The sequence below is a fragment of the Lentzea sp. HUAS12 genome (genome assembly GCF_024125735.1).
Lineage (GTDB): Bacteria > Actinomycetota > Actinomycetes > Mycobacteriales > Pseudonocardiaceae > Lentzea > Lentzea albida.
Map to the genome: position 1 here is coordinate 3,878,694 of NZ_CP099738.1, position 14,430 is coordinate 3,893,123.

The 14,430-nt window shown below is 70.2% G+C and carries 13 protein-coding genes; all 13 read right to left on the bottom strand.

All coding sequences use genetic code 11. The annotated features are described in order from the left end of the window. Positions 1-133: 133 nt before the first annotated feature. Entirely contained in the window at positions 134-841 is a 708-nt protein-coding gene (locus tag ND450_RS16920; RefSeq protein ID WP_253327075.1) for a DUF4333 domain-containing protein, read from the bottom strand. 96 nt (positions 842-937) lie between these two features. Continuing rightward, entirely contained in the window at positions 938-3,679 is a 2,742-nt protein-coding gene (locus tag ND450_RS16925) for an RNA helicase (RefSeq protein WP_253327076.1), read from the bottom strand. A 189-nt stretch (positions 3,680-3,868) separates the two neighbouring features. Beyond that, entirely contained in the window at positions 3,869-5,710 is a 1,842-nt protein-coding gene (gene htpG / locus ND450_RS16930; RefSeq protein WP_253327077.1) for a molecular chaperone HtpG, read from the bottom strand. 45 nt (positions 5,711-5,755) lie between these two features. Beyond that, a complete protein-coding gene (locus tag ND450_RS16935) occupies positions 5,756-6,616 on the bottom strand; it encodes a diacylglycerol kinase family protein (protein ID WP_371927722.1) in 861 nt (286 codons plus the stop codon). Beyond that, on the bottom strand, positions 6,613-7,521 hold the full coding sequence (tatC, locus tag ND450_RS16940; protein ID WP_253327938.1) for a twin-arginine translocase subunit TatC: 909 nt from the start codon (positions 7,519-7,521) through the stop codon (positions 6,613-6,615). Before tatC ends, ND450_RS16935 begins: the two co-directional genes overlap by 4 nt. A 113-nt stretch (positions 7,522-7,634) precedes the next feature. After that, on the bottom strand, positions 7,635-7,928 hold the full coding sequence (gene tatA / locus ND450_RS16945; RefSeq protein ID WP_089911979.1) for a Sec-independent protein translocase subunit TatA: 294 nt from the start codon (positions 7,926-7,928) through the stop codon (positions 7,635-7,637). Further along, positions 7,921-8,193 carry a bacteriophage holin gene (locus ND450_RS16950; protein WP_177229630.1) on the bottom strand — a complete coding sequence of 91 codons (273 nt, stop codon included), beginning with the start codon at positions 8,191-8,193 and terminating at the stop codon, positions 7,921-7,923. Before ND450_RS16950 ends, tatA begins: the two co-directional genes overlap by 8 nt. 9 nt (positions 8,194-8,202) lie before the next feature. Continuing rightward, positions 8,203-9,183 carry a YafY family protein gene (locus ND450_RS16955; protein ID WP_253327078.1) on the bottom strand — a complete coding sequence of 327 codons (981 nt, stop codon included), beginning with the start codon at positions 9,181-9,183 and terminating at the stop codon, positions 8,203-8,205. Continuing rightward, entirely contained in the window at positions 9,180-10,145 is a 966-nt protein-coding gene (locus tag ND450_RS16960) for a YafY family protein (protein WP_253327079.1), read from the bottom strand. Before ND450_RS16960 ends, ND450_RS16955 begins: the two co-directional genes overlap by 4 nt. A 61-nt stretch (positions 10,146-10,206) precedes the next feature. Further along, the gene (locus ND450_RS16965) at positions 10,207-11,052 is read right to left on the bottom strand and encodes an alpha/beta fold hydrolase (protein WP_253327080.1); all 846 of its coding nucleotides are present in this window, start codon (positions 11,050-11,052) and stop codon (positions 10,207-10,209) included. 64 nt (positions 11,053-11,116) lie between these two features. Then, positions 11,117-11,755: a uridine kinase gene (locus tag ND450_RS16970; RefSeq protein ID WP_253327081.1), complete on the bottom strand. Its 639-nt coding sequence runs from the start codon at positions 11,753-11,755 to the stop codon at positions 11,117-11,119. Next, a complete protein-coding gene (locus tag ND450_RS16975; RefSeq protein ID WP_253327082.1) occupies positions 11,755-12,750 on the bottom strand; it encodes an oxidoreductase in 996 nt (331 codons plus the stop codon). The genes ND450_RS16970 and ND450_RS16975 overlap by 1 nt, the downstream gene beginning before the upstream one ends. Before the next feature lie 262 nt (positions 12,751-13,012). After that, a complete protein-coding gene (pafA, locus tag ND450_RS16980) occupies positions 13,013-14,371 on the bottom strand; it encodes a Pup--protein ligase (RefSeq protein ID WP_253327083.1) in 1,359 nt (452 codons plus the stop codon). Positions 14,372-14,430 lie beyond the last annotated feature (59 nt).

Sequence of the window (14,430 nt, forward strand, 5' to 3'; positions counted from 1 at the left end):
GTGCGAGATCCCCGAGACGCGCGAGCCGGTCGGACGGCTCCCTCGGGCCACGCGTCGCGAAAAGTGGCGGACGAACACGAAACCTCCCCCGAGGTCGTCCTCGGGGGAGGTCAGCGCGGAAAGCGGAGGAGGATCAGCCGGTCGGCTGGCCGACCTCGTACTCGCCGTCCTCGGTCTTGACGACGATCTTGACCTTCTTGTCCTTGCCGCCGACCTGCACCTTGCACTCGAACGAGGTGTTGGGCTTGACCTCGTTCTCACCGGAGCAGGTCGCGGCGCCGACGTCGGAGATCTTGTACTCGTCCTTCAGGATCTGGACGACGCCGTTCTGGACGGCCGTGTTGTCGAAGATCTTCTTCTTGAAGAACGCCGGCGACACGAACCCGGTGAACAGCACGCCGCCGACGAGCAGGACGACGACCACCGCGGCCACCCAGATGGCGGCGCTGGACTTCTTCTTCGGCGGCATCGGCGGGCCGTAGCCCGGCTGCTGCCCGTACGGGTTGGGCTGCTGCTGGCCCGGCATGCCGTACTGCTGGGTCTGCTGGCTGTACGGGTCCTGGGCAGGAGTGCCGTACGGGTTCGACTGCGGCTGCTGGCCGGGCACGCCGTACTGCTGCGTCTGCTGCTGCGAGGGGTCGAAACCCGGGTACGGCTGCTGCTGGCCCGGCTGGGGCTGCGGCGGGCCGTACGGGTTCTGCCCCGGCTGCTGGGCCGGGAAGCCGCCGGACGGCGTGCCGGGAGGGAAACCGCCTCCATAGGGCTGCTGCGGCGGTTGCGGCTGCTGGCCCCAGGGCTGCTGCGGATCGTTCCCTCCGGACGGTCCGTACGGGCTGCTCATCTGTCGACCTCCGTGTGTACGACGTTGCGGCGAAATCCAATCACACCGTTGACGTCAGTCTTTACTCCGACTCGCAAAACCTTCGTCAGGCCCATGTCACATCATCGCCACAACTCCGCGCCGCAGCGCGTCGACGGCCTTGGCCGCGGCCGAACCGACGGCGTCCTGTCGGCCGACCACCTCACGGATCTGGTCCAAAAGGTCGATCACCTGCCGGCACCAGCGCACGAAGTCGCCCGCGCCGAGTTCGTTGCCCCCGGCCTCGGCGGCGCTGAGGACCTTCTCGAGCGATTCGCCGCGCGCCCACCGGTACACCGGCCAGGCGAAGCCCGGATCCGGCTGGCGGGTGATGCGCTCCAGCTTGTGGCGGCGCTCGTCGTCCTCGATCTCCGCCCACAGCCGCACGGTCTTGAGCATCGCGTCGGCCACCGGGCCCTGCGGCAGGCGTGCCTCGACGGGACCGTCGCGCCGAGCCTCGTAGACGAGCGACGAGACGACGGCGGCCAGCTCTTCCGGCTTGAGGCCCTTCCAGACGCCGCCCCGGATGCACTCGGCGGCGAGCAGGTCCGACTCGCTGTAGAGCCTGGTCAGGCGCTTGCCGTCGGCGGTGACCTCCTCGGACTCGCTCAGGTAGCCGCGCTCGCGCAGCAGCGCGCGGATGCGGTCGAACTGGCGCGCCAGCGAGTGCGTCGTCGCCGCGACCTTGCGCTCCAGCTGCTGGTTCTCCGCCAGCAGCCGGTGGTAGCGCTCTCCCCAGCGGGCGTGGTCCTCGCGCTGGTCGCAGCCGTGGCACGGGTGCGAGCGCAGGGCCCGGCGCAGCGTCGCGAGCTCCGGGTCGTCGGCCGCGGTGGTCTGCCTGCGGCCCCGCGACGGCAGGCTGATGCCCGTGTTGCGGATCGTGGACGCGAGGTCGCGCCGCGACCGGGGCGAGCGCACGTCGACCTGCTTGGGCAGCCGGATGTGCCCGAGCACCTCGACCGGCGACGGGAAGTCGGCCGACGTGAGGCGGCCCGACCAGCGGTCCTCCGTGACGACCAGCGGCTTGGCCTCCCCCATCGGCTCGAGGCCGGGGTCGACGACGACGGCGAGACCGCTGCGGCGCCCGGACGGCACCGCGATCACGTCGCCCTTGCGCAGCCGTTCGAGCGACTTGGCCGTCTCGATGCGGCGCGAGTTCGTGTTCTGCTTCGCGAGCTGCTTCTCCCGGTCGCCGATGCGGCGGCGCAGCGAGGCGTACTCGGTGAAGTCGCCCAGGTGGCACGTCATCGACTCGGAGTAGCCCTCGAGCGCCTCCTTGTTGCGCTCGATGCGGCGCGCGAGGCCGACCACCGAGCGGTCCGCCTGGAACTGCGCGAACGACTGCTCCAGGATCTCGCGCGCGGACTCGGCCCCGAGCTGGGACACGAGGTTCACGGCCATGTTGTAGCCGGGCCGGAACGACGAGCGCAGCGGGTACGTGCGCGTGGACGCGAGCCCGCCGACCGCCTTCGGGTCGATCCCGGGCTGCCAGACGACGACCGCGTGCCCCTCGACGTCGATGCCACGACGCCCGGCGCGGCCCGTGAGCTGCGTGTACTCACCCGGCGTGAGGTCGACGTGCGCCTCGCCGTTGTACTTCACGAGCTTCTCGAGCACGACCGTGCGCGCGGGCATGTTGATGCCGAGCGCGAGCGTCTCGGTCGCGAACACGACCTTGACCAGCCCTCGGACGAACAGCTCCTCGACCGTCTCCTTGAACGCGGGCAGCAGCCCGGCGTGGTGCGACGCGATGCCCCGCTCCAGCGCTTCCCGCCACTCCCAGAAGCCCAGCACGCCGAGGTCGGACTCGGGCAGGTCGCGGGTCTTCTCGTCGATGATCTGGCGGACCTCCTCGGTCTCCTCCGGCGAGTTGAGCCGCAGCCCGGCGCGCGCCGTCTGCGCGACCGCCGCGTCACACCCGGCGCGGCTGAACACGAACACGATCGCGGGCAGCAGCGACGCGTTGTCGAGCCGCTGGATCATGTCGGTGCGCGACGGCGGCTTGAACCCGCTGTTGCGCCCGGCCCTCGCGTTGTTCGCGTTGCGGTTGCGCCCCCGGCTGAACGGCACGTGGTAGCGCGCCAGCTCCTCGGTCTTGCGCAGCACCTGCGAGTTGATCCGCGCGTGCGTCTCGTCGCCCTCGAACAGGTCGAGCATCTGGTTGCCCACCAGCATGTGCTGCCACAGCGGCACGGGCCGGTGCTCGTCGACGACCACGGTCGTGTCGCCGCGGACCGCGACCAGCCACTCGCCGAACTCCTCGGCGTTGCTGACCGTCGCGGAGAGGCCGACCACCTGCACGTGCTCGGGCAGGTGCAGGATGACCTCCTCCCACACGGGCCCGCGGAACCGGTCGGCGAGGTAGTGCACCTCGTCCATCACCACGTACGCCAGTCCGTCCAGAGTGGACGAACCCGAGTACAGCATGTTCCGCAGCACCTCGGTCGTCATGACCACGACCGGCGCACCGCCGTTCACGCTCGTGTCGCCGGTCAGCAGGCCGATGTTCTCCGCCCCGTACCGCGCGGTGAGGTCGGCGAACTTCTGGTTGCTCAACGCCTTGATCGGCGTCGTGTAGAAGCACTTGCGGCCCTCGGTCAGCGCGAGGTGCACGGCGAACTCGCCCACCACCGTCTTGCCGGCACCGGTGGGGGCGCAGACGAGCACTCCGTGACCGTCCTCCAGGGCCTCGCAGGCCTGGCGCTGGAACGGGTCCAGCTCGAACGAGATCACGGACAGGAAGTCGGTCAGCTTGGGCCGCTGGGCGTTGCGCCGGGAGTGGGCGTAGGCCTCGGCCGGGGACCGCGAAGCACTTGACACCCCTCCAGGCTTTCACATCACACCGACAATCGCCGCCGACATTGATTAACTTCAGGTTGCACTGAAGCTATCGAGTCGACTGTCGGCCAAAAGGCCTGATCAGGGCGTTGCCGAGGAGAAAGTACGGCGCGGGAGCCCAGGTGGCGCGGCGGGTGCGTCCGATCCCGCACCCACCGCGCCCCACCTGCGTCAGAACGTGCGCTGCACCCGGTCCGCGACCAGCTTCACGAACCGCGACGGGTCCGCCAGCTCGCCGCCCTCCGCCAGCAGTGCCAGCCCGTGGACGAGCTCCGCCGTGTCGGCGAGCGACTCCCGTTCGCCCGCCGCGAACGCCTGGTGCAGGCCCTCGACCAGCGGGTGCGACGGGTTGAGCTCCAGGATCCGCTTGATCTTCGGCAGCTCCTGGCCCATGGCCTTGTACATCTTCTCCAGGGTCGGAGTGATGTCGTAGGAGTCACCGACGACGCACGCCGGCGAGGTCGTCAGGCGCGACGAGAGGCGGACCTCCTTGACGGTGTCCTCCAGCTGCTCCTTCATCCACGTGAGCAGGTCGGAGAACTCCGCGGCCTTGGCCTCGTTGGCCGACTTCTCCTCGTCGGTCTCGAGGTCGACCTGGCCCTTGGCGACGGACTGGAACGTCCTGCCGTCGAACGCGGGAACGGAGTCGACCCACATCTCGTCGATCGTGTCGGTGAGCACCAGGACCTCGAAGCCCTTGGCGCGCAACGCCTCCAGGTGCGGCGACTTCTCGACGGCGACGCGCGAGTCGCCGGTCATGAAGTAGATGTGCTCCTGGCCCTCCTTCATGCGCGAGACGTACTCGGCGAGGGTCGTGAGCGACTCCTCCGAGTGCGTCGAGGCGAAGGAGCAGACCTCCAGGATCGCGTCGCGGTTGTCCGCGTCGGAGAGCAGGCCCTCCTTCAGCGCCGCGCCGACCTCGCCCCACAGCTTCGCGTAGTCGTCGGGACGCGAGGACTGCAGCGACTTGATGGAGGACAGGACCTTCTTCACCAGACGGCGGCGCATCAGCTGGATGTGGCGGTCCTGCTGCAGGATCTCGCGCGAGACGTTCAGCGAGAGGTCCGCCGCGTCGACGACGCCCTTCACGAAGCGCAGGTACTCGGGCATGAGCTCGGCGCAGTCGTCCATGATGAAGACGCGCTTCACGTAGAGCTGCACGCCGCGCTTGCCGTCGCGCATGAACAGGTCCATCGGCGCCTGCGCGGGCAGGAACAGCAGGGCCTGGTACTCGAACGTGCCCTCCGCCTGCATGCGGATGGTCTCGAGCGGCGCGTTCCAGTCGTGGCTGATGTGCCGGTAGAACTCGGCGTACTCCTCCTCCGTCACCTCGGAGGCCGGGCGCGCCCACAGGGCCTTGCGGGAGTTGATCTCCTCGCCGCCCAGGCGCACCGGCCAGGTGATGAAGTCCGAGTAGCGCTTGACGATCTCCTTGATCTTCGCCGGCTCGGTGTAGTCCGGCAGCCGGTCCTCGTCGTCGGACGGCTTGAGGTGCAACGTGACCGAGGTGCCCTGGGGCGCGTCGTCCACGTCGTCGATCGTGTACGTGGCCTCGCCCGTGGACTCCCAGCGCACGCCCTTCTCGGCGTGGGGGTACTTCGTCACGAGGGTGACCTTGTCCGCCACCATGAACGACGAGTAGAAGCCGATGCCGAACTGGCCGATCAGGTCCGAGCTCGACGACTGTTGTTCCTTGAGCTGCTTCAGGAACTCCGCGGTGCCGGACTTCGCGATGGTGCCGATGAGGCGCACGACGTCCTCGCGGGTCATGCCGATGCCGTTGTCCCGCACCGTGAGCGTGCGCTCGGCGGGGTCGGACTCGATCACGACGTGCAGGTCGTCCACGTCGACCTTCATGTCCTTGTCGCGGAACGACTCCAGCCGCAGCTTGTCGAGCGCGTCGGAGGCGTTCGAGACCAGCTCGCGCAGGAACGTGTCCTTGTTCGAGTAGATCGAGTGGATCATCAGCTGCAGCAGCTGACGCGCCTCGGACTGAAACTCCAGCGTCTCCATGAATCCCTACCGAAGAACCGAAAACGAACCGAACAGCCCTACAATTTAGCGACCCACGACCGTGAGGGAGTCCGGAACCGTCCGAACCGTCACGGGCAGGGCCTCCTGCCGTTCACCGTCGGCGTAAGCGATCCAACCGTTACCACCGGCCAGGGTGACCTCACGCGCTCGGAACGTCCGCACGGCCGGATGGTCGGTGTGCGTGCCCGTGCGCAACGTGGGCAGCATCCGCATCAGCATGGTGCGGCTGGCGCGCTCCACGACCGTCACGTCGAACAGCCCGTCGTGGGCGTCCGCCTCGGGGCACACCGGAATGCCGCCGCCGTAGTTCGGCGTGTTGCCGATCGCCACCAGCGTGGCGTCCAGCGAGAACCTCCCGGTCTCCGTCGTCACGACCAGCGGCGCCGACTTGAGCGACGCGAGCTCGGCCACGATCGCGAGGTCGTAGCGGCGCGGACCGGCTGGCCAGCGCATCGCGTTCGCCCGCTCGTTCACCGCGGAGTCGAACCCGGCGCACAGCACCGTCGCGAACCACTGCCCCGTCGACAGCCGGCCGAGGTCGAGGGTCTTGCGGGTGCCGTGCACGACGTCCTCGACCGACCGCGAGCCGATGGCCGCCGCCAGGTCGTTGCCGGTGCCCGCGGGGACGATGCCGAGCGCCGTCGGCGTGCCCGCGACCGCCTGGATGCCCAGGTGGGCGGCTCCGTCACCGCCGAGCACGACCAGCAGGTCGACACCGGACGCGACGGCCTCGCGGGCCATCGCCAGCGTGCCCTCGGCGTCGTGGGCGACCAGCTGCGTCAACGACGACACGTGCGGCCGCAGCGCGGCGGCGGTCGACCCGGCCATGCGGGCCGCCCGCCCCTTCCCCGACGCGGGAACGACCAGTAGCGCTGCCCGCGTCACGTGGCGTCGTCGTAGTTCACGCGCTTGGCGGGCTCCGCGGCGACGGCCTTCTCACCGGGGTCGTTGCCCTCGGCGTCGGAGGCGACGTAGTGGAACGGCGCCGCCTCGTTGTCGTCGAGCTGGTCCCAGCCCTCGGCGGACCGGAGCCTGGCCTTGCGCTTGTCGTGGACGCGGGAGATCTGGATCGCCATCTCGAACAGCAGCACCAGCGCGAGGGCCAGCACGACCATCGAGATCGGGTCGGTGCCCGGCGTCGCGACCGCGGCGAACACGAACAGGCCCATCGTGAGGCCGCGCCGCCACTTGGCCAGCCGCTCGTAGGACAGCACGCCCGCGCGGTTGAGCATCACCACGACCAGCGGGATCAGGAAGCTCACGCCGAAGATGAACAACATCGTGATGACGAAGTTGATGTACTTGCTACCCGTGAGCGCCGTGGTCCAGTTGCCGCTGCCGAAGCCGAGCAGCACCTTCAGGCCCTCGGGCACCACCAGGTACGCGAGCACCGCGCCCGCCACGAACAGCAGCGCGCCGGCGCCCACGAAGACGCGCGCGAACTTGCGTTCCTTCTGGTAGAGGCCGGGCGTGATGAACGCCCAGATCTGGTACAGCCAGAGCGGGCTCAGCAGCACCGCGCCGGCCGCCGTGCCGACCTGCAGCTGCACCAGGAAGATCTCGAACGGCTCGGTCTGCAGCAGCGCGCAGCGGCCGTCCTTGGTGATGTCGGCCCGGTACGGCGCGAGGTCCGGCTGGCAGTACGGCCCCGTCAGGATGTCGCCCAGCGACGGGATCGGGCCGAGCCGCACCTGGAACCAGATGAAGCCGAAGATCGCACCCACGGCGATGACCAGCATCGCGAGACCGAGCCGGTACCTCAGCTCGTAGAGGTGCTCTTTGAGCGACATCGTGCCGTCGGCGTTGCCCCGACGGCGCCTGCCGCGTTCCCGGCGTTCAGCGAACCACCGGAACGGACTTGCCACCGCGTCGACCGTCCTTACGAGTCAGTGAGACCGGGAGGTCAGTTGCCGGTGGCCTTGTTCTGCGTGGTCTGCTCGATCGGAGGAGCGACCTGGGGCTGCTGCGGCTGCGCCTGCGGCTGGGCCGGGGGCAGCTGCTGGACCGGCTGCTGCACGGGCTGCTGCTGGACCGGCGCGTCGTCCGGGTCGGAGTCGCGGAGGCCCTTCGTCTCAGCCTTGAAGATCTTGGCCGACTTGCCCAGCGAGCGGGCCATGTCGGGAAGCTTCTTCGCACCGAACAGCAGGATGATCACCACGGCGATGATGATCAGCTCGGTGGGTCCGAGGTTAGGCATTGGTGGTCCTCCTGTCTCCCCCGCGACGACGATCGTACGCGGGGTTCGCCCTGGTCCGGGCCTGTTCCTTCGACCGTCGTCCGGCGAAGGCCACCTTCAGCGCCGCGGATCGCGCCTTGAGCAGGCCCACGCCGTCTCCGAACCTGTCCCCCACCAGGGTGCGGGCAGAGGCGAATCGACGCAAGGATCGGAGGACTCGGACCGCGATCACGACGAGCGCGACGAGGCCGAGCGCGATCAGCGCCAGGGTCGGTGTGGACGGCACACCCACACGTTATACGTCTTGGGTGGACAGCAGGTGATCTGCCCGCCGCAACGCCTCGCGGGCCTGGCGGACCACCTCGTCCGCGAGCTCCGCCGGCTGCTCTACGTGCACGTCGCCGCCCAGCCCGAGGAGCAGGCGGACCATCCACGACGGGTCGTCGTAGCGCATGAGGACACGCGTGCGGCCGTCCGAGAGCTCCGCGGCGTGGTCGACCGGGTAGTACTCGGCGACCCAGTGCGCGTCCGGTTCGAGCAGGAGGACCGCGATCTTCTGGTCGTCCCTCGGGTGGAACAACCCCTCCGACGTATCGGTCGGCTGAGCGTGCGGCGGGGGCGCCGACGGCTCGTCCAGCACCTGCACGTCGTCGATCCGGTCGAGCCGGAACAACCGCACGCCGAGGGCCGACCGGCACCATCCTTCGAGGTAGCCGCGCCCTTCGACGAGCAGCAGGCGCATCGGGTCGACCACTCGATCACTCATCGCGTCGTGCGACTGCGAGTAGTAGCGGATGCGCACGGCCCGTTCGCGCTTCACCGCGTCCTGTACGGCGGCGCGGACCTCGGCGGTCTCCCCGCGTTCGAACGCGCCGAGCCCGACGACCATGCCCGCGGGCTGGGCCTTGCCGACCGCCGCCTCGATCTTGGCGAGCGCGCGCTGCACGGCGTCCGTGTCCACGACACCGGGTGTGTCGGCCAGCGCCCGCAGCGCGACCAGCAGCGACGCCGCCTCGGCCGCGGTGAGGCGCAGCGGCCGGTCGAGGCCCGCGTCGAACGAGACCGTGATCGTCTCGCCCTCGAACGACAGGTCGATCAGGTCGCCCGGCCCGTAGCCGGGCAAGCCGCACATCCACAGCAGCTCGAGGTCCTTGCGCAGCTGCTTCGGCGTGATGCCGAAGTCGGCCGCGGCCTCCTTGACGGTGATGGCGGGCCGGTTGAGCAGGTACGGCACGAGTGCGAGCAGGCGCGGCAGCCGTTCGTTCGACGCGGTCACCGCGCTCCTTCCAGTGCGCCCTGCAGGCGGTCGCGGACCGACTTGGCCAGGACCTCGGGTTCCAGCACCACGACGTCGGGCCCGAACCCGGCGAGCCACTTGGCCGCCGAGTCGGGGAACTTCAGGTCGATCTCGACGACGTCGCCGCCGTCGCGTTCCTCGACGACCTTCGCGTGCCGCCGCACCCCCTGCGCCCGGTCCTTCGCCACCCAGATCCTGGCCGGTGCCGTGTGGTGCGGATCGGCCTGCGTGCGCGCGATGAGGCTCATCAGGTCCGTGCCCTCGGGGACGGTGAACGCGCCGGGCTTGCCGACGGTCCGTACGGCGCCCACGACGCGCGAGAGCCGGAAGCAGCGCGTGTCGTTGCGTTCGCGGTCCCAGCCGACGAGGTACCACTTGCCGCGCCACGCGACCACGCCCCACGGCTCGACCGTGCGCTCCTTCTGGCCGCCGGGCGGCGGCTTGCGGTAGTCGAACGACACGACCTGACCGGCCTGCACGGCCTGCAGCAGCGGCGGGAACGCGGGTTCGTTGGCCCGCACCTTCGGCTCGACGGCCGCGGGCGTGTCCTGGTCGACGTCGACCCCGGCGGCCCGCAGCTTGATCAGCGCGCCGTGCACGGCGCCCGTGAGCTGCGGCGAGTCCCACAGCCGGGCGGCGAGCGCCACCGCGGCGGCCTCGTCGGGTTCGAGGTCGATGTCGCCGAGCTCGTAGTCGCGGCGCGCGATCCGGTACCCGTCCTCCGCGCCCTCGGCGTTCGACTGCCGGCCGGTCTCGAGCGGCACGCCGAGGTCCCGCAGCTCGGACTTGTCGCGTTCGAACATGCGGAAGAACGCCTCGTCCGTCGGCGCTTCGTGATAGCCGGGGACGATGGCGCGGATGCGCTCCGCTGTCAGGTACTGACGGGTCGACAGCAGGCACAACACCAGGTTGACGAGGCGTTCGGCGCGTGCGATGGCCACGCACAGACCCTAACGCGTGCGCGCGCCGAAACCTCATCACCACCTGTCGTCAACGGTCCGTTCAGAACAGGGTCCGCAGCTCCCGGACCAGTTCGACGGGTGCCTCCTCGGCCATGTGGTGCCCGCAGTCGAGGGACCGAATCCGCACGTCATCGGCCCATTCGGCCCAGATCTCACCGAGGTCTCCGTACAGTTCGCCGAGGTCGTCCTTGGCCGACCACAGCGCGAGCACCGGGCACGTGATCCGGCGTCCGGCGGCGAAGTCCTCGTCGTCGTGGACGCGGTCGACCTCCAGGCCGGCGCGGTAGTCGCCGCACATCGCGTGCACGGTCTCGGGGTCGTGGATCGCCCGCTGGAAGTCGGCCCAGTTCTCGACGCCCATCGCGAGCGGGGTGTCGTGGTAGCGGCCGCCGTACCAGAGGTCGGGGTTCTCGTTGATCATCGCGGCGGCGAGGTCCTGCCGCGCGAGGAAGAACCAGTGGTACCAGCTCTGCGCGAACCGGGCGTCGGCCCTGCTCAGGTGGGCGCCGATCGGCAGTCCGTCGAGGACGGCGAGGTGCGTGACGCGATCGGGGTGGTCGAGCGCCAGCCGGATCGCCGCGGCGGCCCCGCGGTCGTGCCCGGCCACGGCGAACTCCTCGTGGCCCAGCTGCCGCATGAGCTCGACGAAATCACGCGCCATCGCGCGTTTCGAGTAGTCACCGGGTTTGCTGGATTCGCCGTAACCGCGGAGATCGGGGCACACGACCGTGTGGTCGGTCGCGAGCAACGGCGCGACGCGGTGCCATGTGGTGTGGGTCCGAGGGTGGCCGTGAAGGAGAAGGACCGGTGGCCCTGCACCACCGGTCCTCACCCGTAACACGGCCTCGCCAACGTCCCTGCAACGCAACGAGAAACCCTCGAACACACCCTTCGGCTACCCCTGTGGAGCGCTGCCGACACGTCCCATTTCGCTGCGGGCTGCGCGGGTGTTACACCCCGACGACGATTTCACGCTCCGGATCGTGGCGGACACCCGTCGTACCTGCCACGACGACGGTCGCCCGCGCCCACGGCCGTTCCCGGAGCAGGAAAGGGATTTCTTCCGCCAGCCACGCGGCGACGTGCCGCCGTTGCTCGTCGGAGTCACCGTCGCGTGCGGACAGGCGGCGCTGCTGCTCGTCGAGATCGCCCTGCACCCAGATCGAGGCGTCGAGCCACGGCGCGAGCTCCTCGCGGAGGATGCCCGTGCCCTCGACCCACACGACGTCCAGGCCGGCGGGCACCCGGATCTCGCCGGGTCTGCCGTGCTCGGCCCACGCCGGCGGCCGGAACGCCACCGCTTCGCCGCGGTGCAGGGTCTGCAGGACGTTCTCGGCGATCAGCGCGCCCCAGTCGAAGTACGCGTGGTGCCAGGCGATGTCGTCGGTGTGCACGACCGCGGACCGCAAAACGAGCGCCCGCAGCCGTCCGGCGAGAGTGGACTTCCCGGCGCCACCGCGCCCGTCGACCGCGACGACGAGGGGACGCCCGGTCAGCCTGGGCGCCTCCGCACGCAGTCCCGCCACGACGTCGTCCAGGTCCACGACCCGCCACGCCGCCGGTTCCGCCTCGCCGGGGTGCAGTCGCATCAGGTGCGCCCGACGCGGCCCTTCTCGCCCGCGGCCCGGCAGGTGTGACCCGCGCAGTCCACGGTGTCGAAGCTGCCGGTGTCCGCGACCTCCCACTTCTCGCCCTTGCGGACGTCCGTCCCGGACGGACCGACGGCGACCAGCCCGTCCCCCCGGTAGGCGATGCCGGACCGGTACCCGACGGGCGCCTGCGACGCGGCCTTCCAGCCACGGCCGTCGTTGGTCGCGAACGCCGGCGTCGGATCGGTCGGCTTCAGGTAGTCGCCCCCGATCGCCACCCCGCGCCACGGCGTCTTGAACGCCACCGCGAACACCCCGGCGGCCTCCCCGGACGGCAACGGCACCTCGGAGGCCTTCCACGACCGCCCGCCGTCCCGCGACTCCAGCACCCGTGCCTTCGCGCCGCCGCCGGTCGCGATCCACGCGTGGTTGCCGCTGGTCGTCACGCACTGCCCGGACGCCGCGAACGCGAACTCGCCCGACTGCGCCTCCGGCATGCCCTTGGGGTCGTCGACGTGCCACGACCGACCACCGTCCCACGTGCGGAGCACCCGGAACCTCCCGTCGACCGGGTCGCTGAGCGCGAGGCCGCGGAACCGGTCGAAGAACGCCACGCAGTCGTAGAACGCCTTCGGGTCGGTGTTGCGGAACTCCTCCTGCCAGCTCCGGCCGCCGTCGGACGTGCGGTAGATCCGCGACGCCTCGCCCTCGCCGATCGACAGCGCCACGGCGTTGCGCGCGTCGAAGGCCTCGATATCGCGGAAGTCGAGGGCCTCGGTGCCGGGCGGGGCGACGGAGTCCCAGGTCCGGCCGCCGTTCGTGGTGCGCAGCACGGTGCCCTTCGAGCCGCTGACCCACGCGACCTGGGCGCTGACGGCGGACAGGCCGCGGAGGCGGGCGTCCGTGCCCGTCGGTTTCAGGTCCCAGTAGGTGTCGGCCGAGGCGACGCCGGGAAGAACCAGGAGAGCGGCGAGTGCCGCCGCGATGATCCTCATGCGGGCCACTCTCGTGCACGGGGTGAGCGGCTTCCTAGCCCCGAACGGCGGGTGGGGCGCGGCGCTTCGAGGTGCGCCGTTGGTGCGGGCGTGCGCGAAGGCCGTGCCGGCCTCACCTGCTCCCCTGCCGCCTGCTCACGGCGCAATCCCCATCCGCTTCCGCCGTCACTCCCTCACTGCCGCACCTCAGCATCCACGACCTCACGCTGGAAACGCCACGAGAGGCGCGCTCCGGGCCGGAGCGCGCCCCTCGTCGTTCGTGTTAGAGCGAGGCGATGAGGCGTTCCACGCGCTCGTCGACCGCCCGGAACGGGTCCTTGCACAGCACCGTGCGCTGCGCCTGGTCGTTCAGCTTCAGGTGCACCCAGTCGACCGTGAAGTCGCGACCGGCGGCCTGCGCGGCGGCGATGAAGTCACCGCGCAGCTTGGCCCGCGTGGTCTGCGGCGGGGTGTCCTTGGCGGCCTCGATCTCGCCGTCGTCGGTCACCCGCTCGACCTGGCCCTTGCGCTGCAGCAGGTCGAAGATGCCCCGGCCGCGGCGGATGTCGTGGTAGGCGAGGTCGAGCTGGGCGATGCGCGGGTTCGACAGGTCCATGTTGTGCTTGGCCATGTACCGCTCCATCAGGCGGTTCTTGATGGCCCAGTCGATCTCGCGGTCGATCTTGGTGAGGTCCTGCGACTCGACGGCGTCGAGCGTGCGGCCCCACAGTTCGAGGACGCGGTCGGCCATGGGGTCGGGCGAGCGCTTGGCGCAGTGCTCGACGGCCTTCTCGAAGTACTCGCGCTGGATGTCGAGCGCGGAGGCCTCCTTGCCGCCCGCGAGGCGCACCGTGCGGCGGCCCGTCAGGTCGTGGGAGATCTCGCGGATCGCGCGGATCGGGTTGTCCAGCGAGAAGTCCCGGAACTGGACGCCCTGCTCGATCATCTCGAGCACCAGGTTCGCGCTGCCGACCTTCAGCAGCGTCGTGACCTCGGACATGTTCGAGTCGCCGACGATGACGTGCAGGCGCCGGTAGCGCTCGGCGTCGGCGTGCGGCTCGTCGCGGGTGTTGATGATCGGGCGGGACCTGGTCGTCGCCGACGACACGCCCTCCCAGATGTGCTCGGCGCGCTGCGAGAGGCAGTACACGGCGCCGCGCGGGGTCTGCAGCACCTTGCCGGCGCCGCAGATCAGCTGGCGGGTGACGAGGAACGGCAGCAGCACGTCCGCGATGCGCGAGAACTCGCCGGCGCGTGCGACCAGGTAGTTCTCGTGGCAGCCGTAGGAGTTGCCCGCCGAGTCGGTGTTGTTCTTGAACAGGAAGATGTCGCCGCCGATGCCCTCGTCGGCGAGCCTGCGCTCGGCGTCGACGAGCAGGTCCTCGAGGATCCGCTCGCCCGCCTTGTCGTGCGTGACGAGCTGGGCCAGGTCGTCGCACTCGGCCGTGGCGTACTCCGGGTGAGAGCCGACGTCCAGGTAGAGCCGGGAGCCGTTGCGCAGGAAGACGTTGGAAGAACGCCCCCAGGAGACGACCCGGCGGAACAAGTACCGCGCGACCTCGTCCGGGGACAGACGACGCTGCCCGTGGAAGGTGCAGGTCACCCCGAATTCTGTCTCAATGCCGAAGATCCGCCGCTGCATCCCTCAACAGTAGGCGACTCTCAGGCGGAGCAGGGTGATCCGTTCGGGCGGCACGCCGG

Bases quoted from the DNA above. Each gene is read 5' to 3' on its own strand.
- tatA (WP_089911979.1), bottom strand. From the start codon at position 7,928: ATGCCTAACCTCGGACCCACCGAGCTGATCATCATCGCCGTGGTGATC.
- htpG (WP_253327077.1), bottom strand. From the start codon at position 5,710: ATGGAGACGCTGGAGTTTCAGTCCGAGGCGCGTCAGCTGCTGCAGCTG.
- pafA (WP_253327083.1), bottom strand. From the start codon at position 14,371: ATGCAGCGGCGGATCTTCGGCATTGAGACAGAATTCGGGGTGACCTGC.
- tatC (WP_253327938.1), bottom strand. From the start codon at position 7,521: ATGTCGCTCAAAGAGCACCTCTACGAGCTGAGGTACCGGCTCGGTCTC.
- ND450_RS16970 (WP_253327081.1), bottom strand. From the start codon at position 11,755: ATGCGACTGCACCCCGGCGAGGCGGAACCGGCGGCGTGGCGGGTCGTG.
- ND450_RS16920 (WP_253327075.1), bottom strand. From the start codon at position 841: ATGAGCAGCCCGTACGGACCGTCCGGAGGGAACGATCCGCAGCAGCCC.
- ND450_RS16975 (WP_253327082.1), bottom strand. From the start codon at position 12,750: ATGAGGATCATCGCGGCGGCACTCGCCGCTCTCCTGGTTCTTCCCGGC.